Below are 25,751 nucleotides of genomic sequence, written 5' to 3' on the forward strand. Positions count from 1 at the left end.
CGCCCCTACGCCGTCCCTCACCCGAGCCGGACGCCCTTGCGGCGGATCAGGTCGCCCCACACCGCCATGTCCTCGCCCGTCCTGGCTCGCAGCTCGGCCGGCGAGGCGAGGAGCGGCGTCAGGTGCAGCTCCTCCATGCGCGCCAGCAGGGCAGGCTCGCGCATCGCCGTGCCGATAGCCTCGGCAAAGCGCGCCGTGACGGGTTCGGGCAGTCCCGCCGGCCCCAGGATGCCGTACCAGCCCGGCACCCGGGGCACGCGCAGGCCCAGCTCCAGCAAGGTGGGCGTCGCCGGCAGCGCGTCCAGGCGCTGCGCCTCCATGACCGCGAGCGGCACCACGGTTCCTGCCCGGACCTGCTCCAGGAGGGAGCTGACCGGGCCAGCCAAGCTGTCCACCTCACCTGACACGAGGCTCGTCATCGGGTTCGCCGTGCTGATCGGGACGTGCAGCATCTCGATGCCAGCCGCATCGGCCACCATCTCCATGGCGAGGTGCGTCGTGTTGCCGATGCCGACGCTGGCGAAGCTCACCGCCCCGGGTCGCTCCCGCGCGCGAGCGATCAGCTGCTCCAGGCTGGTGAACCCGCTGCGCCGGCTCGCCACCAGCATGAACGGCGTGTCCGCCACCGCGCCGACATAGGTGAAGCTGTTCAGCGGATCGTAGGGCAGGTCGCTGTAGAGGACGGGGTTGAAGCTCAGCACCGAAGCGCCGGCCAGCATCAGCACCGAACCATCGGCCGGCTGCCGGGCCACGAGCCGGGCGGCGATGATCCCGTTGGCACCCGCGTGGTTTTCCGCCACTACTGGCTGGTCCAGCACGCGCGACAGGTTCGCCGCGATCAGCCGCGCCAGGATGTCCGGCAGGATGCCCGGCGCATTCGGCACCACCAGCCGCAGGGCGCCCGCCGGCTGGGCGCGAACGATCCGGCCCGGCCCGAGCAGCGCCAGCAACCCCGCACCCATTCCGATGGCATCACGTCGTCGCATGGTGTTCCCCCTTCATCGGGATTGCAGCAGGCCGTGGCAGGTCCAGCGAGGCCAGCAGCGCCTCGGCCCGCCGCCGGTCTGGCGAGGGCCAGTCCTCCTCGCCCTCCCGCAGCACCCCGTTCAGGAGGGCGCGCGCCTCATCGGGCCGGTGCTGCCGCCGCCGCAGCGCGGCCATGGCCGTGGCGGTCCGCAATTCCCAGACCAGCAGGCCCTGCTGCCGCGCCATCTCCAGCGACCGGGCGAGCAGCGCTTCCGCTTCCGCCGCACGGTCCGGCCCCCTCTCCAGCAGCGCCAGCGCGTGGACGCGCAGAACCTCGGCCGTGCACCACACCGGCGGCTCCGTCAGCGCCCGCGTCACCAGCCGGTCAGGAAGCACGCCGAGATCCATCACCGTAAAGGCTTCCAGGTAGCCGTCGCTCCACTCAGCGCCGGTGAGCGGTTCCTTCGGATCGATCGACAGGATCCCGGCCTTCGCGTCCAGGGCGCGGCGGAACAGGCGGCCCGAGCGGTTCCAGTGGGATAGCGCCTGGCTGGCGGAGTGTTCCAACAGCAGGGCGGCGTAGCGGCCGGCTGCCTCGTCGTCGCCAGTCCAGAAGCTGATCGGACAGGCCGCGTGGGTCAGCACGAAGCAGGTCGAGAGCGCGTGGCCACCCTCTATCGCCTCCTCCACCGAGGCCTCCATCTGCCGCCAGGCGGAGGCCGGCCGCCCGAGCAGCCACAGCGCCCGCGCCCGCATGGAGCCCGCAACCGCACGTTGCTCGTACTGGAAGCCGCTCGGCCCGTGGCCCTTCGCCTCGACGGGGCGGGCCAGCGTTTCCTCGGCGAGCGCCAGGGCCTGCCGCGCGTCGCCGCCATAGAGGTGCGAGAGCGTCCGCATGCGCGTGCCCATATGTGTCGGGTCACCCCACTCGCGCGAGCGGCGCACGAACTCCTCCGCGTGCTCCAGCGCCTGGGCGTAGCGCGCGTGCCCGTAGCTGCAAAGAAATAGGCCCCACAGCGCCCGCTGCTGAACGGCCGCGTCGCCCACCGCCTCGGCGATCGGCAGCGCGCGTACGAAGCAGGCCCGCGCCTGCGGCACCGGTCCTTCCGTGTTGTAGATGGCCGGCCCCAGCGCCACCAGCAGCGCCATTTCATCCTTCGGATCGTGGTCCGCGCCGTCCAGCGCCGCGAGCGCGCGCTCCGCATGCCCGCGATATTCCGCCATCAGCGAAAGGCCGAAGAAGGCCGGTGCCGCCGCGGCGGTCAGCGCCAGGCCCAGCGGCACGTCGCCTTCCTCGCCAAAGCACCAGCGCAGGGCCGCGCGCAGGTCGTCGATGCGGCGCCGGACGTCGGCCGAGGAAAGCGCAGCGATCCCGCGCCGCACCTGCGCGGCATGGCGCCGCGACACGGCGGCGGCCTCGCCCGTTCCGCGCAGCCGGCGCACCGCGTCGTGGCGCGTCGTATCCAGCATCCGGTAGGTGACCCGGTCGTCGTCCAGGATGACGGACAGCAGGGATTTCGAAACGAGGCTGTCCAGCCTGTCCGCTGCCTCGCCGAGCGGCATCTCCGCCTCCGCGGCCACGGCGGCCGCTTCTTCCAGCGTGAAGCTGCCCCGGAAGGCGCCCAGCGCCCGAAGCATCGCCTGCTCATCCGGCAAGAGGAGATTATAGCTCCAGTCCAGCGTCGCCTGCAGCGTGCGGTGCCGCGCGGCGGACGTGCGCCGCCCGGCCGTGAGCAGGGCGAGCCGGTCGTCCAGCCGTTTCTCCAGCCCTTCGACGCCGAAGCTGTCCACCCGCGCCGCGGCCAGTTCGATCGCAAGCGGCACGCCATCCAGCTTGCGGCAGATCGAGGCGGCCGCCACGGCGTCGTCCGGGGTGGTCCGCAGCCCTACCGAGGCCGCGCGTTCGAGAAACAGCGCCACGGCGGAGAAGCGTTGCGCCTCGTCTGGCGACAGCGGCGCATCGGGTGGCGGCACCGCGAGCGGACCCAGGCGATGCAGCCACTCCCCTTCCGCCCGCAGCGACTCACGGCTCGTCGCCAGCAGCGCCAGATCCGGCGCAGCCCGCAGCAGGTCCTCGGCCAGCAGGGCCGCGTCATCGACCACGTGCTCGCAGTTGTCGATCAGCACCAGCATCCGGCGCGTCGCGAGCTGCCGGCCGAGTTGCACCACATCGGCAGGCGGCGTCGCGCCCGGGCACAGCGCCCGCGCCGCTGCGCCGAACACGAGCTCTCCGCCCGAAACGGAGGCTAAGTCCACGAAGCAGACGCCGTCCGGATAGCGCGCCGCCAGCGCGCGGCCCACCGCGAGGGCCAGGCTGGTCTTGCCGATGCCGCCCGGTCCGATGATCGTGATGAGGCGCCGCTCTGGCAGTGCCGCCACGAGCCGCGCTAGGTCATCCTCGCGCCCCATGAGCGGCGTCAGCGCAGGCGGCAGCCGGTGCCGCGCTTCCACCGTCACGGTCGTGAGGGCCGCCTCCCCACGGCGGACGCTGCCCTCGAAGCGGTAGCCCTGTGCCGGATGGTTGGTGATCCGTGCCCCGGCCCCCATCGACCGCCGGAGCGCTGAGACGTGAACCCGGATGTTCGCGTCCTCGACAAACAGGTCAGGCCAAACCCGGGTCATGATGTCGCGGTTGCTGACCGTTTCCCCGGCGCGTTCGAGAAGGAGCTGGAGAATGGCGAGCGCACGGCTGCCAACCTGCAGCGGCACGCCGTCACGGCTCAGCCGCTGCTGCGCAACGGAGAGTTCGAAGGCGCCGAACAGGAAAACAGCGTCGGTCATGCTGGTCCACCCTCGCCGAGGTACCGGTCAGCCACGGCTCCATGCCGCGCCGTCCAACTCACGGCCTCGTTGGCCATACATCCGAAGACGGGATTTCACCAGCCGAAGGCCTGGAGGGAGCGCGCGCCGCAGCAACGCCGATCACGGCGTGCGACCTGCCCGTTACCATGCGCCGCGCGCCTGATCGTGGGGGGCGCTCGTCCGGCAGGAGACGTTCCGCCAATCATCCTGGCGGATCGCCGGACAGCATCGAGCCGAATACAATGCGCCCTTCAGGATAACAACCAAAACGATGTCGCCTAAGAAAATCCTGACGCGGCTGGAGTTGGGGCGAATCGAGATCGGCCATCGCGCCGTGCTGTCGGCCGGGTGCCACCAAGTCGTGTCGGGCACCCGTCCTGCGGAACGCGTGGTGTCGTTGGCTGACTCCTACCGTCGGCTCGCCACACCGGGTGGCCTCGTCATCAGCACGCCCATCACGGCGCGGCCGGCGGCGACGGCCACGAGCGGCTCCCCACTGTCCGAGCGCTGGTCATTCCTGGACCCGGTGTCCCAGGCTGCATGGCGAGCCACCATCCGGTCGGTCCACGATGAAGGCGGCCTGCTGGTGGCACGGATGCAGTGCCCTGGGAGTCAGGCCCTGTTCTCAACCTCCGCTGGAGGAGCACAGCAAGGGCGAGCCAGCTCCCCACCGGAGGAAGCGCTTTCGCACTGTGGTGCCTTTGCTACCGCCATGCGAGACTTGGAGTTTGACGGCATCGAGCTTTGCTGCGTTGTGCCAGACCCCGGTTCCTCGTATTCGGCCGTGACGCGGCAGGACTCCGCGGCCGGGGAAGCCGCACCGCAGCAACCGGTCGCCTTCCCGGCGGAGATCCTTCAGCTCCTGATCGACACCTGGGGCAGCGACCGTGTCGGCGTCCGCCTTTCGCCTTCCGTGGACGACAATGCGATGGACCCGTTCTGCGCCCTGCTGGCCATGCTGAACGACTTGGAGATCGCGTTTCTTCACTTGGCCGACGCGAAGCCGATCGAGCCCAAGGCAGGTGGCGTACGGATCACGGCGGCCGCGGCGCGCCTGCGCCACGCCTTCCGCTGGCCCGTGATCGCCTCGGGCGGTTTTTCCCTCCGGCAGGCGGTTGCCCTGGTCGATAGCCGCTGGGCCGATGCGATCTGCTTCCCGCATGAACAGGACGGGCCGACCCTGCTGGAGCAGCTGACCGCGCTGAAGAGCTGAACCGCGGGCCCGCCCCGCCTCCCTTCCAGGAGAAGCATCAGGCCGGGCAGCCATGATGGCCGGGTGGGAATTCACTCTTTCCCACCCCCTGGCGCACAGGTCATTCTGCGGCCGCCGGATCCGACCTGCGGGACGCACGGACCCGACCGACGCGGATCAGGTTCTCCCGGCCATCGCCCCCTGTCGGCGCCGCTGCTGCGACGCCCGATGAAAGCACCCTCAGGGCGCCGAACTGTTCTGCTGCAGGAAGGCGATGATATCGCCCCGGTCGGCATCGCTCGCGACGCGCACGGCCATACGCGTTCCCGGCACCTTCGCAGTGGGGTTGGTCAGGTAAGCGTCGATCTCCGTTGACGTCCATTGCAGCCCCGCGCCCTTCAGCGCGGGAGAATAGGTGAAGCCCTGGACGCTGGCCGCTGGCCGGCCCACGACGCCTTGCAAGGAGGGTCCCACACCATTGCGCGGCTGCGCCACCTGATGGCAGGCCGCGCATTGCCGCTGAAACAGCGTCTTGCCGTGATCGGCATCCGCTGCAGCGGCCGGAACAACGGTGGCGGCAAGCAACAGGAAGGAAGGTAACACTCGCATCACACGGCTCCAAAGCGGGTTTTGCTGAAGGGCAGACTGCGGACCCGTTGGCCGGTGAGGGCCGCGACCGCGTTGGCCACGGCGGGCGGCACGCCGGGCAGGCCGGGCTCGCCGACGCCCCCCATGGGCGCACCGCTCTCGACCACGCGCACGTGCACGCGCGGCATCCGCGTCCGGCTGAGGATGGGGTAGCTGTCGAAGTTGCGAGCCTGCGGCGCGCCCTTCTCGTAGACCACCTCCTCCAGCAGCGAGGAGGACAGGCCGAGCGCCACCGCCGACTGCACTTGGTTGGCGATGATCGCGGGATTCACGATGGAGCCCGGGTCGATCGCCACCCAGACATCGTGCACCTTCACCTCGTTGTCGCGGATCGAGACTTCGGCAATGGTCGCGACCTCCGTGTTGAAGGGCGTGGCCATGGCGACGCCGCGGGCGCGCCTCTCGCCATCGGCCACGAAGGGACCACGCTTCCATCCGCCCGAAAGCTCACCCACCGCGCGCAGCAGGTCGCGCTGACGCGGGCTGTCCTTCAGCAGCGCCATCCGCAGCTCGAAGGGGTCCTTGCCCCCGGCCGTGGCGATCTCATCGAAAAAGGACTCGTAGAAGTAGTCGTTCATGGAATGACCGACCGAGCGCCAGAAGGCGATTACCGTGGGATGGGGATGTTTCACGCAGTCCACCCGCTTATTGGGGATGGCGTAGGGCTTCTCGACGATCCCCTCGACCATGGAGGAGTCGACGGGTGGGTTGCCCATCGCCGCACCGAAGTAGCGGCCGATCGGCCCTTCCCCTACCGCGGCGGCCTGCAGCGCGACCGGCATACCGTTCGCGTCCAGCCCCGCCTTGAAGCGTGCGAAGCCCAGCGGGCGCACCGCGTCGCGCACGAATTCCTCCATGCGGCTCCAGATCACCTTCACAGGACGGTTGACCGCCTTGGCGAGCTGGATCGCCTGGTGGAAGGGATTGGCGAAGTCGTAGATGAAGTGTCGTCCGAAGAAGCCGCCCAGCATCGGCGAATGCAGCTTCACCTGCGCGGGCTCCAGCCCCGCCGTCCTGGCGGCCGCGGCCTGGAACAGTTCCGGCATCTGATTCGGCAGCCAAAGGTCCAACGTACCGTCGTCATTGAAGCGCGCCAGCGCTGATGGCGGCTCAAGCTGAGCATGGGCGAGGTACGGGGCATCGTATTCAGCCTCGATCACCTTGGCCGCGCCGCGCAGCGCCGTTTCCACGTCGCCGCTGCTATCCGCCGGTGCCCCGGAACTGCGCTCGGTCTTCAGCGCCGCCAGCATCCCGGCCGAGGAGAAGTCCTCCGGCACGCCACCCTGGCCCGCGGACCAGTTCACCCGCAGCGTCTCCACCGCCCGACGTGCGCGCCACCAGCTGTCGCCGAGAACCGCCACGGCGTCCTTCAACCTATGGATCGAGTGCACACCGGGCATGGCGCGCACCTCATCCTCGTTGACGAGGCTATCGGCCTCAGCGCCGATCCGCGGCGCGTGCTGCACGGCCGCCTGCAGCATGCCGTCCACCCGCATGTCGATGCTGTATTGCGCCCGTCCGGTAGACTTGTCGCGCATGTCTAGGCGCGCCACCGGCTTGCCGATGTAGCGGAAGGTCTTCGGGTCACGCAACGGCACATTCTCGCCGGGAGTCAGCGCCATTGCCTCCTCAGCCAGTGCGCCATAGGCGAGGCGGCGGCCGGAACGGCGATGCACCACCGTGCCATTCTCGGTCGCCAGTTCCTGCGGCTTCACCTTCCATTGCATCGCGGCGGCACGGATCAGTAGGTCGCGCGTCGTGGCGCCGAGGCGACGCATGATCTCGTAGGAGGAGCGTGTGGAAAAGGAGCCGCCGGTCATGCGCGTCCCGTTGACCACGAGGTAGTCGGTGCCCGGCGGAGCGCATTCCACCTCGAAGCGCGCGGGATCGACGTCCAGTTCCTCGCCCACGATCTGCGCCATGGCGGTGGCGATGCCCTGACCGCCCTCCACGAAGGGACTGAGCAGCCGCACGCGTCCGTCCGCGTGGATCTCCAGGAAGGCCTTCACGCGCGTGCCGGGACGCGGCGCGGCAGCGGCCGCTCCCTCACCCTGCGCCCGCGCCATGCGCCCGGGCAGGACGGCACCGAGGATCAGCGCGCCGAGGCCTGCGCCCAGGCTGCGCCGTGACAAGGACGGGAGCGGGGAAACCGTCGAGAGCGACTTGGCCGCATCGCGCGCGAAGGGAGGGATCATGCGGTCCACCTCGGTCTTTTCCTCAGGCGGCGGTGGCGGCGTGCCGGATGGCGTCCGCGATGCTGTTGTAGGTGCCGCAGCGGCAGAGATTCGTCATCGCCGCGGCGATGTCGTCCTCCGTGGGCTTCGGCGTCTGTCCCAGCAGCGCCGTGGCAGCGATCACCTGACCGGACTGGCAATAGCCGCATTGCGGAACCTGCCCGCTGACCCAGGCCTCCACGATCTTCCTGCCCGCCGGATGCCTTTCAATGGCTTCGATGGTGGTGATCTGGGCGCCGACCGCGCTCTCCACCGGCATGACGCAGGATCGCGTGGCCTGACCGTCAAGCAGCACGGAGCAGGCGCCGCACTGGGCGATGCCGCAGCCGTACTTGGTTCCGGTCATCCCGAGCGTGTCACGGATCACCCAGAGAAGCGGCGTGTCGCCTTCGACGTCGACCTGTCGGGCGACACCGTTGATGGTCAGTTCGATCATGCAACCTCCGAAGGGAAACGAGAAGCCGTCGCACGAGCGGCCGTGGCACGGCGCCGCGCGGGAGAGGGAAGCGGTGACGTGGCCAGGCTAGGGCCGGCTAGAGGAGGGCGGCTTGTCGTTTCGGCTGCTCCCGCCGCGCGTTCTGCACCGCCCCGGACTCTGCTCCTAGTGTTAAGCGGAAGTGCCGGCGAGCCTCCGCCGTTGGGCGTAAGGCGCGCGGATTTACATCGCTTTACTCACGTTAAGGAGGCTGTGCGCCCCATGAGGAGGGCCACGGGACGCACAGGCCGAGAACGGCCACCGAGAGCGGACCCGAGCAGGAAAGGCTCCTCCCATGCAGACCACGACCCTGACCGCCCCATCCGATATCGTCTCCGGCCGCCGCTTCATCCCCGCCAGGCAGATGGGCGGTGTCGCCGGACTCTTGGATGGGCGGCAGCACCGCCCCGGCCACGCCGCCCCGATCCTGACGCCGGCGCAAGACTGGGCCAGTGCCATGGTCACGACGACCTTGCCGCGTAACACGGTGCCCACACCGTCACGCGGCGGCGCCAGCCTGGCACCATGGCAGGAAAAGCGGGTGCGCGCCTTCGTGGAGGAGCATCTGCACGAGAGCGTTTCCGTGACGGACATGGCGGCGGTGGCGAAGCTGAGCCGCAGCTTCTTTTCCCGCGCCTTCGGAACGAACTTCGGCAACTCGCCGCACGCCTTCGTCATGGAACGGCGCATCGCGCGCGCCAAGGCCATGATGCTCGACACGAACGAGCCGCTGGCGGAGATTGCAGTGGCCTGCGGCCTTTCCGATCAGGCGCATCTTTCCCGCCTGTTCCGTCGTCAGGTTGACTGCACGCCCAGTGCCTGGCGCCGTCACGCCCGCGCCGCCGGCACCGCGCCCCAGGCCATGGCCGCGTGAAGAGCGAAGTCTTAGCCCCCGCTGCGGAGCAATCCCTAAGCGGAGGCGCCCCGCTCCAGGATTTCCGCCGCGCGGCGGAGGTCCGCCGTGTCAAAGCCTTCGCTGAAGCGGCCATGGAGCGCGCGCATCTCCGCCGCCATCTCGGCGGCGCGCTCCTGGCCCGCATGCAGGCTCACGAGGCTCATCAGGATCCGCAGCTCATAAGCCATCGCGCCCTGGCGCCGCGCCCAGTCTAGCGCCTCGAGCAGGACGGCCTCGGCCAGTGCCCTCTCCGAACCACCGGCAAGCATGACCTCCGCCTTCAGGTGCAGGAGGTTAGGCGTGTAAACGGTCTCGCCCCGCGCTTCCACGGCGGCCAGTGCCTCCTCGATGGCGAGGAGCGCTTCACAATGACGTCCCGCCGCGGTCAGTCCCTCGGCCAGGTGCGTCAGCAGCACCACCTCATAGAGGCGGCTGTTGACGCCGCGCAGCCTGGCGATGCTTTCCTCCAGCAAGGTCAAACCCGCCGCCGGATCGCCCCGGTGGATCGCGACCGCAACTTGGAAACCCTGCGCGGCGAAGCGTGACGGCGTCAGCCCGCCGCGCGCGGAACACTCGATCAATCGTGCCAGCCACTGCTCCGCCACTTCGATTTCGCCCGACCAGAGCGCTATCGGCAACGTCCACATCAGCGCGACGGCCAGGGTGACAGGGTCGCCGAACGCTTCGGCTTCCTCCACGTTCCGCGCCGCGACCACGCGCGCCCGGTCCGCGAAGCCCTGCATCCATAGGGAACGCGCCAGCGCATTGCCCACGTTCACCCGCTGGTCCACACCCATCCGCAGCACGTCGACGGAGCGCTTGCGGGGCAGCGTCACGATCGCCCGCTCCAGATGCTCGCGCGTTTTCCGGTGATTCCCGGCGAAATGGTGTGCGAGGCCCAGCATCCAATCGGCACCGCCCTGACTAGGCAGGTCACGGGCGCGCTCCAGCGCCTCGGCCTGCCGGCCAACGGTGAACATGGAACGGAAATGCCCGCCGCGCAGGTGGAAGGTGAAGAGTCCGTCCAGCGTCCTCGCTTGGTAGGCCGCGTCCCCGAGTGCCTCGGCGAGGGAAAGCGCGCGCTCGAGCGCCACTCGCACCTCTTCGAGATTGCCGCGCGTGAAAAGCAGCGGCATGGCGTAGCTCGTGCTCAGCTCCATCTCCCGGTGCGAGCCGCGCTCGGCCTCCGGCAGGATCTCCAGGGCACGCGCCGTCCAGGTCGCGCACTCGGCGAGGAGCGAGTGGTCGATGAACAGGAAGGCGGAGGCGCTGGCCAGGCGCACCGCCACCGCCGCCTCACCCTCGTCCGAGAACGCCCAATTCAGGGCGGCCCGGACATTGTCCAGGTCCGGGCGGAAGCCCAGCATCGTTTCGTCGGGTCGATCCCTGATCGCCTGCTCGAGCACCTGCAGGAAATGCAGGGCGTGATGCCGCACGAACATCGGCGCCTCGCCGTGCTCGGCCAGCCGCTCCAGCGCGTAGGCCCGCGTCGTGTCCAGCAGGCGGTAGCGCACGCCATCTGCGACGCTCTCGGCGACGACCAGCGACTTCAGCACGAGGTCGGCGAGGTGTTCGATGCGGTCGGCGGTCGGGATGTCCGTTCCGCAGGCCACGGCCTGCGCCGCCTCGAAGGTGAAGGATCCGGCGAAAACGCTTAAGCGGCGCAACAGGACCTTTTCGGTGTCGAGCAGGAGGTCGTGACTCCAGTCCAGGGTCATGCGCAGCGTCTGCTGCCGTGGAAGTGCCGTCCGCCGGCCCCGATTGAGCACCTCGAAGCGCTGATCGAGTCGCTTCGCCAAGCCCTTCACGCCGAAGGAGTCGATCCGGCCCGCCGCCAACTCGATGGCAAGGGCCAGCCCGTCGAGGCGACGGCAGATCTCGGACACGGCCGCCGCGCTGTCGTCGCTCAGCGCGAAGCCGCCGGCCTGGGCCGAGGCGCGCTCGATGAAGAGCTCCGCAGCGGGATAGGCCGCGACTTCGGCCGCCGTGATGGCCTCAGCGGGCGGCGGGCTGGCCAGCGCGGCGAGGCGGTGGACGTGCTCGCCCGCCACGCGCAGCGGCTCGCGCGTGGTGGCGAGGAGATAGACCTCCGGCGCCCGTGCGTGGATGAGCTCGGCCAGCAGCGCCACGTTGTCGATGACGTGCTCGCAGTTGTCCAAGATCAGCAGCGTGCGCGTTTCTTCCAGCGCCCTGACGATGCTCTCGCTCTCGTTGTCGGAACGGATCGGCAGGTTCAGCGCACCGGCGACCGCGCTCTGCACCATCCGCGGATCCTGCAGTGACGCGAGATCGACGAAGGCGATGGCTCCGGGAAACTCCCGCTCCAGCACCGCCGCGACCGCGAGGGCCACGGTGGTCTTTCCCATGCCGCCCGGGCCGACAATGGAGATGAACCTGCGCAGCAGCAGGTTCTTCGCGAGGTCGGCCACCAGCGCGTCGCGGCCGACCACGCGCGTGCGCTGTCGCGGCGGCGCCCGCAATCCCCGAGATTTCGTGGCCTCAGCCGGGGCCGCCGGCGGTGGCACGACCTGCGGCGCCGCGGCGCCCACGAAGCTGTAGCCTCGCCCAGGAACGTTGACGATGAAGCGGCGTTCCCCCTGCCCGTCGCCCAGCGCTTTGCGCAGCGCCGTGACGTGCACGCGGAGGTTCGCTTCCTCGACGTGCAGGTCGCCCCAAACGCGTCGGAAGATCTCCTCCTTGGACACGACCTCGCCGGCGTGTTCCACGAGGAGGGCCAGGATGTCGAAGGCCCGGCTTCCCAGCTGCAGGGGCTGGCCGGCTTCCAGCGCCTGCCGCCCTTCCAGGTCGATCGTGACGGAGCCAGCTGCCAGCGAACGCTGGGACTGTGGAGGCAGCGTTGCCTCCCTCACCTGGGCTTCCTGCTGCACGGTGACCCGCGCCTCAGTCGGCTGTGCCGTGGGCTGGGACGATCCCGCCTATGGCCTCGGAGGTCAGCGGAACCTGCCCGAAGCGTGGCAGCCTGCCGAGCGCGACCGCTGCGGCCAGCAGCAGCAGGATGACGCCCCAGAGAACCGCCGCATACCCGCCGGTCGCGTCGAAGCTGACGCCGGCCAGTGCGGGACCTATGGCGCCCCCGAGGCTGAACAGCGCGTAGATGATCCCGTACAGGAAGGCGTAGCGGTTCATCCCGAAGTAGCGCGCGGTGAGGTAGGCCATCAGATCCACCTCGGCCCCCAGGGAAAGGCCGATCATCAGCGCTGCCACCGGCGCCATGGCGACGCCTCCCAGCGCGAGCAGCGCGCAGCCGCCGGCCGCGGCCGCGAACATCACTGCCGCCACGTACGGTGCGAAGAACCGGTCCACCACGTAGCCCGCGAGGATCCGCCCCACCAGGACGCCGATCCCGATCACGGAGGTCGTCCGTGCCGCCGCCATGGCATCCAGCCCGGCGTCGCGCAGGAGGGGCGTCATATGGACGATCAGGGCGGACACGGCGACGGCCACGGCGCAGAAGGCGAGGGCCATGACCCAGAACAACCCGCTGCGCAGCGCCTCCACACTGCTGCCCGCCGCCAAGGCCGCGTCCCGCCGTTCCCCTCTGGGCAGGGCCAGAAGCACGAAGGGCCAGGGCACCAGCGCCAGCACCGCCAGCAGGAGGTAACCCGCCCGCCAGCCGTGCCGCGCGTTCACCTCGGCCAGCAGCATCGGGAGCACGACGGCGGCCACGCCGATCCCCGCCAGCGAGATGCCCAGGGCGAGGCCGCGGGACTGCCGGAAGCAGGCATTCACCGCGCGGGTGTAGTTCACCGGCGTGGCGCCGCCTCCCACCAGGGCGGCCAGCGCAAAGATCAGGTGAAACGTCATCAGCGAACCGGAGAAGCGGCTCAGGAGAAAGAGCGATCCGGCGAAGAGCGGGATGGAGACCAGCGTCACGATCCGCACGCCCACCCGGTCCGCCAGGAGACCGAGCAGCGGCGCCATGATCGCCAGAACAAGGGTTGTGTAGAGGTAGGAGGAAGCAATATCCCCCCGTCCCCAGGCGAACTCGGCCTGGAGCGGGCCGATAAAGGTGCCGAGGGTATAGAAGGGCAGCGAGGTCAGCCCGGCTGCGGAGCCCAGGGTTGCCGCCAGCAGCACAGGCCAGCTCGCGCGGAACTCACCGCCGTCCGGCTTAGCCGGGACCTCACCCGACGTCATGGCCGCCCGCCGGCCTTCCCGGCCGTGAAATGCCGGTGGGGGCGCCTGGCGCACGACCTCGTGGAAACATGCCGCTCTCGTAAACGTTAGGCACCTGGCCTACCAGCTGAACCCGGAAATCCGAAAGGCCATATTTGCCTCCTTTTCGGCCATGAAGCCGAACGTCGGAGTGACACGCCCGCACACCCTTTCAGCCGTTCGAAACAGCGCGTTAACTGTGTCGGCGGCGGGTCATGAGGGACGTATGCGCAGGGTTGGGCTGGTGGTCTGTCCGGGATTCCAGATCATGGGCTTCGTTGCCCTTTCCGCCTTCGAGGTCGCCAACAAGGAGGCGGGGGAGATGCTCTACGACCTGCATGTCCTGTCGGAGGAAGGCGGCCCGGTCAGAAGCTCTTTCGGGATGGAGGTCGCCACGCGGCCGCTGGAGGAAAGCGGGTTCGACACGATCCTGATCGCTGTCGGGATGGAGGTGCCCACGACCTCGCCCGTGCTCGCTCGCTACCTGCAGCGCGTGGCGAAGTCGACGCGGCGCCTCGCCTCGATCTGCCTGGCTTCCTTCGTGCTCGGCGATGCCGGGCTCCTCGACGGTCGCCGCGCCACGACGCACTGGCTCTACGCCCGCTCCTTCCAGGAGCGTTACCCGAAGTGCCAGGTCGACATCGACAAGATCTTTATCGCGGACCGGTCGATCTGGACCTCGGCCGGCATGTCCGCCGCCTCGGACCTGGCGGTCGGCATGATCGAGGATGACCACGGCGCCGAGCTGGCCCGGACGGTGGCGCGGGGCATGGTCATGTACCACCGGCGCGCCGGCGGGCAGTCGCAGCACTCCGCCCTGCTGAACCTCGCCACCCGCTCGGACCGTATCCAGGATGCCCTGGCCTACGCGAAGGCGAATCTCGGCAAGCCCCTGGGCGCCGAGGAGCTTGCCCGCGCTGCCCGGCTCAGCCCACGGCAGTTCACCCGCCTGTTCCGCTCCGAAACCGGCACGTCACCGTCCAAGGCTATCGAGGCGCTGCGCCTGGAGGCCGCCAGGCTGCTGCTGGAACAAGGCCGGCTGCCGATCGAGGAGATCGCGCACGAGGCTGGCTTCGGAAACCGTGAGAGGATGCGACGCGCCTTCATGCGCACCTATGGCGAGGCGCCGCAGGCCATCCGGAGCAATGCGGGGCCGCTCGCGGTGATCTAGGGCCGCGGATATCGCCGGCGGCCTGCCCGCGCACAGTTCTGAACGAGCGCCTTCCCGCCTCGCCAGCCTCCCGCGCGCGCGTCGCGAAGGCGCGCCGTGCGCGAAGACTCCGGGCCGGGCACCGCAACCGTGGGCCGCATCCCACCGCGTGCTCACCACGTCCGACGCCGCATCACCCTCACCCGGGGGCAAAAATCCGACAATCCTTCAAGAGAAGGCAGACAGCCGGGACCACGCTGCGCAACATCGTCGCCGCACCGGAGGTTCCTTCCATGCCATCGCAGAACCCGGCCTATGCCGACCCGCCGCACCCCCTTCTGCCGAAGGTGGAAATGTCGCTGGACCTCGGCCGCACCGCCCTGCTCGTCATCGATCCGCAGATCGACTTCCTGAGCCCCCAGGGCGCCGCCTGGAGCGTCTTCGGCGAGAGCGTGACCGAGCACCGCACCGTGGAGAATCTCGGCCGGCTGTTCGAGGCGGCCAAGCGCGCCGCGATCCCCGTGGTGATCTCGCCGCACTACTACTATCCCTTCGACCACCGCTGGAACTTTGCCGCCACCGGCGAGACCCTAATGCACCGGCTGCACATGTTCGACCGCCGCGATCCCCTCTCACTCGAAGGTTTCGACGGTTCGGGTGCGGACTGGATGCCGGAGTTCAAGGCGTACATCCAAGACGGCGAAACGATCGTCTGCTCGCCCCACAAGATCGCCGGTCCGCAAACCAACGACGTGGTGTTCCAGCTTCGGAAGCAGCGGATCGATCAGGTGATCCTCGCTGGCATGGCCGCGAACTTCTGCGTCGAATCCCACCTGCGCGACCTCGTGGAGAAAGGCTTCGAGGTGGCGGTGGTGCGCGACGCCACCGCGGCGGGCAAGATCCCGGAAGGCGATGGCTACCTCGCCGCCCTGACCAACTTCCGCTGGTTCGCCAATGCCCTGTGGTTCACCGACGAGGCGGTGGAGCGGCTGTCGCGGAACCGTCGCTCTCCACTCGCGGCGTGAGAACGGTCATGAGCTCCCTCCCCCTCATCCCCGTTTCGTTCTTCGGCATGGTGCTCGGCCTCGTGGGCCTCGGCGGTGGCTGGCGCCTGGCGCACCGGGTCTGGGGCCTGCCCGCCGTGATCGGTGAGGTGCTGCTGGCACTCGGCGTGCTCGTCTGGGCCGTGCTGATTGTGCTCTACGCGGCGAAGTGGCTGCTGGCCCGCGACGCCGCGCGGGCGGAGATCGCCCATCCCGTACAGTGCTGCTTCGCAGGGCTGACGGGCGTTGCCACGATGCTCGTCGCCGCGGCCCTCCTGCCGCTCTCCCAGGCCCTGGCCACCGTGCTCTACGCGGCGGGTGCCGCCGTCACCCTCCTCTTCGCCCTCTGGCGCTCCGGCCAGCTCTGGCAGGGCGAGCGCGAGGCCGGCGCCACCACAGCGATCCTCTACCTGCCGGCGGTGGCGGGTTCCTTCGTCACCGGCACGGGTGCCGCGGCACTCGGCTTCACGGACTGGGGACAGCTCGCCTTCGGAGCGGGGCTCTTCTCCTGGCTGGCGATCGAGTCCGTGCTGCTCCACCGCCTGTACCACGGTCCCGTCATGCCGGCCGCCCTGCGGCCCACCCTGGGCATCCAGCTGGCGCCGCCGGTGGTAGGAGCGGTGTGCTACCTTTCCGTCACCGCGGGGCCACCTGACCTGGTGGCGCACGCGCTGCTCGGCTACGGGCTGCTGCAGGCGCTGCTGCTCCTGCGGCTGCTGCCTTGGATCCGGCAGCAACCCTTCGCGCCGTCTTACTGGGCCTTCAGCTTCGGCGTCACGGCCCTGGCGAACGCCGCCCTGATCATGGTGGGGCGTGGCGACGATGGGGCCGTTGCCACGCTGGCGCCGGTGCTTTTCCTCGGTGCCAACATCGCCATCGGGCTGCTGATGGCCGGCACGCTGCTGCTGCTGTTCCGCGGTGGGCTGAAGCTCGAGCAGCGGCCGCTGCACCCAGCCAGGCTGCCGGACGGACAGCCCCCTCCCGCCGCACCGTAACGCCGGTGCTTCGCGCCGCCGGACCATCGGCGCAGCGGTCCGCTGCCTGCCATCTGGTAGATGGGGCGGGCAGCGCATTGTTCGCGTCTGCCTGTGACGGGGGCCAATCCGTTCAAGATCACCGCGCGGGAACGGCATATGCCTGCCCTGCCGCTGGACGGCGCCGTCTCAGGAGGACCGACATGAGCGAGAAGGACATCACACCCGCCAGGACTACGCGGCGCGACGCGATCCTGGCCGGGGTTGGTGCCGTCGCGGCCCTGACCTTCCCGGTCACGGTTCCGGCGCAGACTAGCCCGCGAACGGTCCAACCCAGCCACGGCGCCAACCCGGGCGCCACCCACAGCGAAGGACGCATGAGCATGAGCAGCGACACCATCACCACGCAGGACGGCACCCGGATCTTCTACAAGGACTGGGGCACCGGCACGCCGATCGTCTTCCATCACGGCTGGCCGCTGAGCAGTGACGACTGGGACGCGCAGATGCTGTTCTTCCTGCAGCACGGCTTCCGGGTCATCGCCCATGACCGGCGCGGCCACGGCCGTTCCAGCCAGACCGACCGCGGCAACGAGATGGACACCTACGCCGCCGATGTCGCAGCGCTTGCCGCGCATCTCGACCTTAAGGGCGCGATCCATGTCGGCCACTCCACCGGCGGCGGCGAGGTAGCGCGCTACGTGGCGCGGCACGGCGGCAACGGGCGCGTGGCCAAGGCCGTGCTGATCGGCGCCGTGCCGCCCGTCATGGTGAAGTCCGAGAAGAACCCTGGCGGCCTGCCAATCGAGGTGTTCGACGGCTTCCGCAAGGCGCTGGCCGCCAACCGCGCCCAGTTCTACCGCGACGTGCCGGCCGGCCCCTTCTACGGCTTCAACCGCCCGGGCGTCGAAGCCATCCCCGGCGTGGTGGACAACTGGTGGCGGCAGGGCATGATCGGCAGCGCCAAGGCGCACTACGACTGCATCAAAGCTTTTTCCGAAACCGACTTTACCGAGGACCTGAAGCGCATCCAAGTGCCGACCCTCGTGATGCACGGCGAGGACGACCAGATCGTGCCGATCGCGGACTCGGCGCAGCTGTCGGTCAAGCTGCTGAAGCACGGCACGCTGAAGACCTACCCGGGCTTCCCGCACGGCATGGCCACCACCCATGCAGAGGTGATCAACGCCGACCTACTCGCCTTCATCAAAGGCTGAGTTTTCGCGCGAGGGCTGCTCCCGGTCAGGGAAGCGGCCCCTGCCACGGCTCCACGCGGCACGGCCAGTTGGGCCACCCCCGGAACGGGCCGCCCCGTTGCCGGACCATGCGGCGCCGGGGCACCGGCAGGGGTTTAGCCCTGCTGGTGCAAGGCGGCGATTCCGGCGCGGCTCCTCTGAAAGGAGCGCGACGCACCCCGCGCCGAAACGGCTCACGCAACCCGCTGGCTGATGAAGCTTTCCGGTGAACCATCGGCCGGGTCGACGAACACGATGTCCGCCGGGTCGCGCCGCGGCGTGTCGACGGACAGGAAGACAACCGGTCCCTCCAGGATGTCGGGCAGCGCATGCACGGTTCCCCGTCGGAAGAACAGCAGCTGGTTCGGCCAGAATTCGGCCTGGCTGTCCTTGCTTTCCATCCAGAAGGTGCCGCGCCCGGACAACACGTAGAGGTATTCGTCGCAGCCCGCGTGTTAATGCGGCGGCGTGCCGTGATACACGCGGGACACCCGCGCGCTCGCCGCGTCCTCGCGCGTGAGGTACTGGTCGACGAGCAGCGTGTCCGCCGTTTCGGGGAAGCTGCGCATAATCGCCCCGACGTCGAAACGCCCGTGAGATGTGGTGTCGGACACGGATCGTCCCTTCCTGGTCAGCGGATGTCGCACGGAAAGGATTGCGCAGGCGCGCGTTCGGCCATTTGAAGGATTGCTCCGTGAGCAGCTCGCCTCGTCATGCTCCGGCATGCGGTTGGCGCCAGGCCGGTCCTGCGGCAGCGGCGTGACGGCCCCGACGCTGCGCCCCGGGCCGGCTCACCGCGGCGCGTGCAGTGACGCCGCGGCGCGTCAGGCGGCCTTGGCGTAGGTGAATCCGGCGCGCTGCGCCTCCACCAGGTAGGCAACCACGCTGGGCACCAGCACCACCCCGGGGATGAGGTTGTTGGTCAGGTCGGCCGCGACGACATCCGCGCCGGGCCCCTCCGCGCCGGAAGCGGCCTGGATGCCGCGGGCAATGGCGTGGATCGAATCATGGCAAGCCACGAACACGACGCCGCGCCTCTGCAACGACACGATGTTGTTGTTGCCCGGGCCGTAGAAGCCGTCAGTCTTCTGCCGGTCATCCATTGCCGATACGCCGGGCCGCTCCAGGATGAGGTCGTTCCGGCTGAACTGGCCGCGCGTGCCGGCGGCGAGGCCGTACTTGTCCCACATCACCTGGCTGAACAAGGCAAGGTGGGCGGTGCCGTGCGTCGCCGAGATCTCCAGGAAGTCCGGATGACCGTGCGCGAAAACCTGCCCGTTGAGCGACTCCCGCATGAGGTTTGGCCAGGCCGCGCCAATGTCGCTGCACTCCCAGAGCTGCTTCGGTCCACCTCCGTAATTGAGCAGCAGGGCCGAGGCCTCGTGGTCCCACAGATCCGGCTGGTCGATCATGAAGGGAACGGCGGTGAAGCCGCGGCGGCGGGGCGCGGCGGCGAGCTCGCGCGAAAGCTTCTCCAGCGCTGGGCCGTTCTGACCGGCCGCGAAGGCCGGTCCCATCTCCGTTGCGGCAACGAGAGCTCCCGCGCCGCCGAGCCCCAGCAATGCTGAACGTCGGGACAGGTTGACCATTACTGCCTCCACTCAGTAGGCGTAAACATTGGCGGCACGGCCGACGATGCTGTCCATCGCCCTGCCCATCGCCGCGATGGTGGCAGGGTCCTTGATACCGTGGCGTTCGGCCAGGGCGCCGAGGTCGGAATGACCGATCCAGCTGCGCCCCATCGCATCCTCCCAGACCAGGACGCGCATTGGCAGGTCGAGGCCGATCGTCTGGTCTTCCTGCATCAGCCTGGTGCCCACCTTGGGGCTGCCGAAAGTGATCACCGTCGTGGCGCGCAGTGTCTCGCCGACGCCTCGCGCATTGGCCGCGTGGTCGACGGTGGCGAAGACCGGCACGTTGGCAGCGGTGAGCCCGGCCTTGATCCGCGACACCGTTTCCGTGACGCCAAACTTGCTTTCCTGCGCGACCATGTCCCGGTCGGCGGCAAGCGGTCCCAGGTCATCCTTGTAGGCGGCGGCGATGTCGCGGGCGAGCACCGTGAGATCCACGCCTTCCTTGTTGGTCAGCAGGGTCACGCAGACCAGCTCGGCCGATTCCGTGAAGCGGCTGAGATAGGCGCTGAAACCTGGCGCGCTGCCCTTCACCTCCATGAAGCCGGGATGGTGCGTGAATTCCCATCCCGCCATGGCAGGCACCACGGTGCCATTGGTGAGCCTGGCGGGCTTGTAAACCACGTCCCGGTCGGCCGGGTCCCTGATGAGGGTGGAGCCGGCGAGGGCAATGTCCCACTTGCTGATGTCCTCGGCCGAGGACCAGAGATCACCGAAGCCGAACAGGTTTGCCGACGTCTCCGGTGCGACGGCAGCCATGCGCCCGTCCACCGACCGATAGCCCGTCGCCGGCTCGACCGGGTTGATAAAGCGGGCATCGGACTTGAAGCGCGCGTGCTGGTTGTCGTGAACCGGCGTCGGAACCGGCCGGTCAACCGCGGCCTTGTCGGCGATGTCGTTCGCGAACATGGTCGCCGTCAGGCCTTCGGGCTCGATCTGATTTTTCCACACGAAGTCATGGTAGCTCATCCCGCTGACGCGCTCGACGACCATAGCCAGCAGCGTGGAGTCCGTGGCGCTGAGCCGCACCTCCGTCCCGCGCTCGAACAGCAGCGGCTTGCCGGCAACGAGGTCGATCAGTTCGCGGGGTGCGTAGCGACGATTCTGATCGAGCTGGTCACGATAGTCGGGAATGCCGGAGCTGTGCTGCATCAGCTGCAACAGCGTGACCCGGCGCCAGGCAGCCGGCAAATCCTCGATGATGCTGCCGATCTGGTCCTCGAGCCGCAACTTTCCGCGCTCCTTCAGCTGCATCACTGCGACCGCCGTGAAGGCCTGGGTGATCGGCCCGACATTCCACAGGGTGCGGGTGGAGGCGAGCTCGTCGTGGTCGAGGCTGGTCTTGCCGTAGCCGGCCGAACGCGGAATGTAGGGTGCCTGCACGATCGCCATCGTGAGACCTGGCAGCTGATGCGCCGCGATGAAGTCGGCAACCAGTTGGTCGATATATGCGCCACGATCTTGAAGCCTCGCCTCACCGCGGATGATGGGCAGACCGGATTCGGCTTGCGTCTGGGCAAGCACGGTGTTGACCGGCGACAGCGCCGTGGTGGCCATGGCAAGCGCGAGCATGGTGTGAGCGAGTTTCATGATGTAGCCTTTGCTGTTCGTTTCCCGGGCGCTCCCGAAGAAGCTCTCGTGCCCGCAGGTTGGACGGAACGAACGGCGGTGGCTTGGACAACAATGCCACCTCCTCGACTGTGCCACGAATGGAGCCGCAGGACCCGCGCGCGTCGCGACATCGGAGATGGCAGCAGGTGATCGGCGTCCGACCACCTGTGTAAAGGGCTTCCGGCCGCCGGTGGCTGATCACCGACTGGCCGGTCCTCGGAGTAGACCGGCACGCAGGGCCAGCCGGTGATCCAGGCCTTCTGCGTCCGAAATGGCCACGGTCGGCATCCGCGATCGTCAGATACGGTATTTGTTCAACACGAAGGCGAGGATTTCGGAAAGGCCCGCGAGGAGGCCAATGCCCCACATTGCGCCCGCGCCCAGGATACCGGCCCCTATCGCGCTGCCGATGGAGAAGCCGAGATACATGGTCGAGGTGTTGAGCGACAGGGCGACCGAGGCCTGCGACGACGGGCCGGCGGCGATCAGCCTCGCCATCTGCGCGGGAAAGAAGGACCAGACGCTGAAGCCCCATGTAGCCACCGCCACCAGGATCGGAACAAGGGCAAAGCCGGCGGGCAGGAGCGTGCTGGCCGCCATGGCCAGGAAAGCGGCCGCCAGCAGGAGCAGCGAGCCTGCCACCACGCGCGCCGAGCCGAAGCGGTCGTTGAGCGCACCACCCGTCATGACACCGATCGCGGCAAAGACGCCCCACAGGGAAACGGTGGCCCCGACGCCGCCGGCACCGAAGCCCAGCACCGAACTGAGATAGGGCGCGATGTAGGGATAGGCCGTGTAGGCGCCGATCGACCAGAATAGGGTGACGGCCAGCAGGCGCAGGATGGCGGATTGCCGGATGACGCCGATCCGCTCGCCGAAGCCGGAAACGGCCATTCCCGATCCGGCCGTCCGATGGACGCCGCCGATAACTCCGGCAATGGCCAGCAGCCCCATGACCGCGACCGCGAGAAAGGTGGAGCGCCAGCCGAAGGCGTGCCCGATCATGGAGCCGAGCGGCAGGCCGAGCGCGATGGCCACCGTCATGCCGCCGCTGACGATGGCCAGCGCGCGTCCGCGTTTCTCCGGCTCGACCAGGGCACCTGCCAGGGCACTAGCGCCCGGCGCGTAGAGGCCTGCCGCAACCGCCATCAGGATCCGTGCCAGGAGCAGCGTTCCGAAGCCCGGGGAAAACGCCGCGACGAGGTTGCCGGCGGTGAAGACTGCCATGGCGAGCACGAGCGTGTCACGCCGGTTGAGCCGGCCGGTCAGCACGGTGGTCACGGGGGAGCTGAGCGCCAGCACCAGCGTGAAAACGACGACCAGCATGGCGACCGCCGGCAGGCTCATGCCGAGGTCGGCCGCTATCGTGGGCAGCAGTGGCGCGATCATGAAACCTTCCATCCCGATTGCGAAGGTTCCGAGACCGAGGAAGGCAGCAGGCATCAGGGAATTGCTGCCGGGCCGCGGGGCGGCCAAGGTCAGCGCAGGCATGTTCGACATGGTGGGAAACTCGCTTTGCCCATCCCGGCCGCCGGACGGCGGCCGGAACGGTGGCCCTGGTTCAGGCCGGAATGGGATTGGCGATCATGGCGGCGTTGAAGTCGTTGATGAGCCTGTGCTCGCCGCGTCCCGGGTTGTCGCGGATGGCCATGATGGCATCCACCACGATCTCTTCGTCATTGCCCGCCAGCTTCTCTATCGTCTCGGCGATGAAGCTGCTGAGCGGCATGGCGCGCGGATCGTTGGTCTTGCCGACCAGGTCGGTGTTGACCCAGGGCGGGGCGATTTCCTGCACCCGCACCGAGGTGTCGCGCAGCATGAAGCGCTGCGACAGGGTGTAGCTGTGCAGGGCTGCCTTGCTGGCCGAGTAGACCGCTGTGGTCGCCAGCGGCAGGTAGGCAAGCACGGAGGTGTTGTTGATAATCGTGGCGCGGGGCTGACGCTTCAGATGCTCGATCAGGGCCGAGGTCATGCGGATCGGACCGAGCAGGTTGGTGGTCAGGATCTTCTGGCTCACCGAGTCGTCGATCACTCCCGATGCGTCGTCGAAGGGCATGATGCCGGCATTGTTGATGAGCACGTTCAGCCTGGGATAGTCGCGCATCAGCTTGTCCGCCACGAAAGCGATGCTGGTCGGGTCGGCGATGTCGAGTTCCAGCGCGGCCATGCCGGGGTTGGCGGCGGCCACCTCGTCGAGCAACGCGCGGCGCCGGCCGGCAATGATGACCTGGTTGCCAAGCTTGTGGAACGCTTCGGCCAAGCCGCGCCCGATGCCGGAGGTCGCGCCCGTGATGAAGATGGTGTTGCCGGTCATGTGCATGGTGCCTCTCCATGAAGAAGTCAGGTTCAGGCGCTCGGCATTGCAGCGCGAGCGCGCTCACATGGCTTGGAATGCATCAGACCAAGCGGTAGAGCTTGGCGCGCCGTCTCGCAAAATCCCGGTCTCAGCGTGCCTGCGGCGAGAGATGATCGCGATGATGTAAATCGGCGGCCATCGCCCACGGCGCTGATGGAAAGCAGCCCGCGTCCTGGTGATCTCGCGAAACGTGGCGCATTCGCCGGTCGCACCGGTCCCGACGCTGGGGGATACCAGAGAACAAGCAGAGGAACACCGAACGGCAGACATCGGTTCAAGCTCATGCGCCTCCCGTTGCCGAGGATGTCGGTGCGAGAGGAGTCCCCCTATGTCGCTTGAGACCGCGCCGACGCGCTTCGTCGAAACCAACGGCATCCGCTTCGCCTACCGCCGGTATGGCCGGAACGAAGGAACACCGTTGCTTTTCCTGCAGCACTTCACCGGCACCACGGACGACTGGGATCCGGCCGTGGTGAACGCGCTGGCGGAAAGCCGTACCGTGATCGTCTTCGACAATGCCGGCATCGGCCGCTCTTCCGGGCAGACGCCAGACAGTGTCGAGGCGATGGCAGCCCATGCCGTCGCCTTTCTGGGGGCCCTGGGCCTGCCGGTGGTCGATCTCCTGGGCTTCTCCCTCGGCGGTATGGTCGCGCAGGTTCTCGCCTCGGAGTATTCCCGCTTGGTCCGGAGGCTCATCATCGCCGGGGCGGCGCCGCGCGGTGGGGAGGAACACCTCCTAGCCGTGGTTGAGGATGCCTTTTCTCGCAACGCCGCCGATGTCCGTCTGCCCCTCTTCTTCACCCCGTCCGAGGGCAGCCAAGGGGCCGGGCTAGCCTTTATCCGCCGCGCAACGGCCCGGACGCAGGACCGCGATCCCGAAAGCAGCAAGGCAGTCGGCGAAGCCCAGGCCAGGGCCATCATCGGCTGGTGCGCCCGGCAGGACGAGGGCGAGCGCACGCTCCGCGCCATCCGGCAGCCCGCCCTGATCGTGCACGGCAGCGACGATACCATGTTCCCGAGCATCAACGCCTACCGGATGTTCAAGGCGATGAGCGCGGCCCAGCTCATCCTCTACCCGGATTCAGGTCACGGCGCGCTGTTCCAGGTCCCGGACCTGTTCGCGGGACATGCCCGCACTTTTCTCGACCTCTGAGCAGCGAAGCAGAACTGGAAACCCGATATGAACTCTCTCGCGGTGCGAACGATCGATGCTCACGGCGGGCTTGATCGCTACCGGAAATTCTCCTCGCTGACGGCGCGCCTCCACCACACCGGTCTGCTGTGGGCGCTGAAGGGCAAGGCGGAAGTGCTGACGAACGCCGAAGTCCGCCTGAACCTCCGGCAGGAGGAGGTATCGCACGGGCCGTTCCGCCCCACACAGAACCGCTCGCGCTTCACGCCGGAGGAAGTGACGATCGTGACACCGGACGGCACAGCCGTGGAAACCTTGCCGAACCCGCGGGGAAGCTTTGCCGGCTTCGCGATGGAAACGCCGTGGAGCAATGCCCAGCTCGCCTACTTTGCGGGCTACACCATGTGGACCTACCTGACGGCCCCCTTCATCCTGGCTCAGCCAGGCGTAGTCTCGGAAGAAGTCGCGCCCTGGAGCGAGGCCGGTCAGACCTGGCGCCGGCTCCGCGTCACCTTCCCACCCGACATAGCCACCCACAGCCGCGAACAGACTTTCTACATTGATGAGCACGGCCTCGTTCGCCGCCACGACTACGAGGTGGAAATCCAGGGCAACAACGCCGCCGCCCGCTACCTGCTGGAGCCGGTCGAGGTACAGGGTATCACGCTGTACTCGCGGTTCCGGATCTTTCCCAGGAACCTAGACAACACGGTGGCGGATGCGCCCCTCATCGTGGGGGTGGACCTGACGGACTACCACTTCAAGTAGCGAGCAGTCAGGCGCACCCTACGGCTCAGGCACGGCCGGCTGCAGCGGCTGCCACGAGGAGCACGCCGTCGGCGGCAACGGCGCCCGCCCCGTGTTGGTCAACCTGCTGCGCCAGCTCGGCCGCGGCAATACGCTGGTGGTGGTCAAGCTCGGCCGCCTCGCCCGCTCACTCGAGCGCCTGCTGGAGGTGGTGCGTACCCTGAAGGCTCACGGAGCGTTCATGCGAGTGCTGGAGGACTCGATCAGGGCTTCACCAGACATGGATGACCGGCCGGAATGTATCGATTTCGCTTCCCACATCCAGCCTGACATCCATCAGGCCGCCGAAAGCTTCCTGCCCCAACTCGTCGGCAGTCCAAGAGAGCCTCAGGAGGCTACTGGGACAAGGCACGCTCAGGCGACATGACCGGAGTTGGTCGCAAGCGAAACCGCTGCTTCCAGGCAAGCGGATGACCAGAGCAGA

20 protein-coding genes and 2 pseudogenes are annotated in these 25,751 nt (G+C 68.5%); 9 read left to right on the forward strand and 13 right to left on the reverse strand.

What is annotated here, in order from left to right:
- Positions 1-17: 17 nt before the first annotated feature.
- The gene (locus ACFFGY_RS02525; RefSeq protein WP_377042800.1) at positions 18-986 is read right to left on the reverse strand and encodes a Bug family tripartite tricarboxylate transporter substrate binding protein; all 969 of its coding nucleotides are present in this window, start codon (positions 984-986) and stop codon (positions 18-20) included.
- Complete coding sequence (locus ACFFGY_RS02530; protein WP_377042801.1) at positions 973-3,747, reverse strand: ATP-binding protein; 2,775 nt, start codon at positions 3,745-3,747, stop codon at positions 973-975. The genes ACFFGY_RS02525 and ACFFGY_RS02530 overlap by 14 nt, the downstream gene beginning before the upstream one ends.
- A gap of 292 nt (positions 3,748-4,039) precedes the next feature.
- On the opposite strand from ACFFGY_RS02530, the gene ACFFGY_RS02535 reads away from it, so the two are divergent.
- A complete protein-coding gene (locus ACFFGY_RS02535) occupies positions 4,040-4,981 on the forward strand; it encodes a beta/alpha barrel domain-containing protein (protein WP_377042802.1) in 942 nt (313 codons plus the stop codon).
- A 219-nt stretch (positions 4,982-5,200) separates the two neighbouring features.
- Here the strand turns inward: ACFFGY_RS02535 and ACFFGY_RS02540 are convergent, their stop codons facing one another.
- The 3 genes from ACFFGY_RS02540 to ACFFGY_RS02550 are packed head-to-tail and all read right to left on the reverse strand — an operon-like array spanning position 5,201 to position 8,278.
- The gene (locus ACFFGY_RS02540; protein WP_377042803.1) at positions 5,201-5,569 is read right to left on the reverse strand and encodes a c-type cytochrome; all 369 of its coding nucleotides are present in this window, start codon (positions 5,567-5,569) and stop codon (positions 5,201-5,203) included.
- The gene (locus tag ACFFGY_RS02545) at positions 5,569-7,803 is read right to left on the reverse strand and encodes a xanthine dehydrogenase family protein molybdopterin-binding subunit (protein ID WP_377043197.1); all 2,235 of its coding nucleotides are present in this window, start codon (positions 7,801-7,803) and stop codon (positions 5,569-5,571) included. Before ACFFGY_RS02545 ends, ACFFGY_RS02540 begins: the two co-directional genes overlap by 1 nt.
- Positions 7,804-7,825: 22 nt before the next feature.
- Positions 7,826-8,278, reverse strand: a complete 453-nt coding sequence (locus ACFFGY_RS02550; protein WP_377042804.1) for a (2Fe-2S)-binding protein — start codon at positions 8,276-8,278, stop codon at positions 7,826-7,828.
- A 334-nt stretch (positions 8,279-8,612) separates the two neighbouring features.
- Between ACFFGY_RS02550 and ACFFGY_RS02555 the strand changes: the two genes are divergently transcribed.
- Positions 8,613-9,191 carry a helix-turn-helix domain-containing protein gene (locus tag ACFFGY_RS02555; protein WP_377042805.1) on the forward strand — a complete coding sequence of 193 codons (579 nt, stop codon included), beginning with the start codon at positions 8,613-8,615 and terminating at the stop codon, positions 9,189-9,191.
- A gap of 35 nt (positions 9,192-9,226) precedes the next feature.
- Here the strand turns inward: ACFFGY_RS02555 and ACFFGY_RS02560 are convergent, their stop codons facing one another.
- Positions 9,227-12,082, reverse strand: coding sequence for an ATP-binding protein (locus ACFFGY_RS02560; RefSeq protein WP_377042806.1), 2,856 nt, complete (start codon positions 12,080-12,082; stop codon positions 9,227-9,229).
- 31 nt (positions 12,083-12,113) lie between these two features.
- A complete protein-coding gene (locus ACFFGY_RS02565; RefSeq protein WP_377042807.1) occupies positions 12,114-13,370 on the reverse strand; it encodes an MFS transporter in 1,257 nt (418 codons plus the stop codon).
- Positions 13,371-13,656: 286 nt separating this feature from the next.
- Here ACFFGY_RS02565 and ACFFGY_RS02570 point away from each other — a divergent pair, with 286 nt between their 5' ends.
- The 4 genes from ACFFGY_RS02570 to ACFFGY_RS02585 all read left to right on the forward strand — a co-directional run bounded on the left by ACFFGY_RS02570 (position 13,657) and on the right by ACFFGY_RS02585 (position 17,772).
- Positions 13,657-14,559 (forward strand): GlxA family transcriptional regulator, encoded by a 903-nt coding sequence (locus ACFFGY_RS02570; protein WP_377042808.1) that lies wholly within the window; start codon positions 13,657-13,659, stop codon positions 14,557-14,559.
- Between the two features lie 272 nt (positions 14,560-14,831).
- Complete coding sequence (locus ACFFGY_RS02575; protein ID WP_377042809.1) at positions 14,832-15,563, forward strand: cysteine hydrolase; 732 nt, start codon at positions 14,832-14,834, stop codon at positions 15,561-15,563.
- An 8-nt stretch (positions 15,564-15,571) separates the two neighbouring features.
- The gene (gene tehA / locus ACFFGY_RS02580) at positions 15,572-16,576 is read left to right on the forward strand and encodes a dicarboxylate transporter/tellurite-resistance protein TehA (protein WP_377042810.1); all 1,005 of its coding nucleotides are present in this window, start codon (positions 15,572-15,574) and stop codon (positions 16,574-16,576) included.
- A 362-nt stretch (positions 16,577-16,938) separates the two neighbouring features.
- On the forward strand, positions 16,939-17,772 hold the full coding sequence (locus ACFFGY_RS02585) for an alpha/beta fold hydrolase (protein WP_377043199.1): 834 nt from the start codon (positions 16,939-16,941) through the stop codon (positions 17,770-17,772).
- A gap of 212 nt (positions 17,773-17,984) precedes the next feature.
- Here the strand turns inward: ACFFGY_RS02585 and ACFFGY_RS02590 are convergent.
- The 6 genes and pseudogenes from ACFFGY_RS02590 to ACFFGY_RS02615 form a co-directional block, all read right to left on the reverse strand.
- A pseudogene (locus ACFFGY_RS02590) lies at positions 17,985-18,233 on the reverse strand (cupin domain-containing protein); the annotation flags it as partial.
- Positions 18,234-18,245: 12 nt separating this feature from the next.
- Complete coding sequence (locus ACFFGY_RS02595; RefSeq protein ID WP_377042811.1) at positions 18,246-18,404, reverse strand: hypothetical protein; 159 nt, start codon at positions 18,402-18,404, stop codon at positions 18,246-18,248.
- Positions 18,405-18,614: 210 nt separating this feature from the next.
- Positions 18,615-19,352, reverse strand: coding sequence for a thiosulfate dehydrogenase (gene tetH, locus ACFFGY_RS02600; protein WP_377042812.1), 738 nt, complete (start codon positions 19,350-19,352; stop codon positions 18,615-18,617).
- A 39-nt stretch (positions 19,353-19,391) separates the two neighbouring features.
- Complete coding sequence (locus tag ACFFGY_RS02605; RefSeq protein ID WP_377042813.1) at positions 19,392-21,011, reverse strand: serine hydrolase; 1,620 nt, start codon at positions 21,009-21,011, stop codon at positions 19,392-19,394.
- Positions 21,012-21,329: 318 nt separating this feature from the next.
- Positions 21,330-22,532 (reverse strand): MFS transporter, encoded by a 1,203-nt coding sequence (locus tag ACFFGY_RS02610; protein WP_377042814.1) that lies wholly within the window; start codon positions 22,530-22,532, stop codon positions 21,330-21,332.
- Between the two features lie 61 nt (positions 22,533-22,593).
- On the reverse strand, positions 22,594-23,346 hold the full coding sequence (locus tag ACFFGY_RS02615) for an SDR family oxidoreductase (protein WP_377042815.1): 753 nt from the start codon (positions 23,344-23,346) through the stop codon (positions 22,594-22,596).
- A gap of 370 nt (positions 23,347-23,716) precedes the next feature.
- Between ACFFGY_RS02615 and ACFFGY_RS02620 the strand changes: the two genes are divergently transcribed.
- From ACFFGY_RS02620 to ACFFGY_RS02630, 3 genes and pseudogenes are all read left to right on the forward strand, one after another.
- Positions 23,717-24,541, forward strand: a complete 825-nt coding sequence (locus ACFFGY_RS02620; RefSeq protein ID WP_377042816.1) for an alpha/beta fold hydrolase — start codon at positions 23,717-23,719, stop codon at positions 24,539-24,541.
- A 27-nt stretch (positions 24,542-24,568) separates the two neighbouring features.
- Positions 24,569-25,288 (forward strand): hypothetical protein, encoded by a 720-nt coding sequence (locus ACFFGY_RS02625; RefSeq protein ID WP_377042817.1) that lies wholly within the window; start codon positions 24,569-24,571, stop codon positions 25,286-25,288.
- 64 nt (positions 25,289-25,352) lie between these two features.
- A pseudogene (locus ACFFGY_RS02630) lies at positions 25,353-25,694 on the forward strand (recombinase family protein); the annotation flags it as partial.
- Positions 25,695-25,751: the final 57 nt, after the last annotated feature.

Origin of the sequence: Roseomonas elaeocarpi, assembly GCF_042433915.1 — a bacterium.
Taxonomy (GTDB): domain Bacteria; phylum Pseudomonadota; class Alphaproteobacteria; order Acetobacterales; family Acetobacteraceae; genus Roseomonas; species Roseomonas elaeocarpi.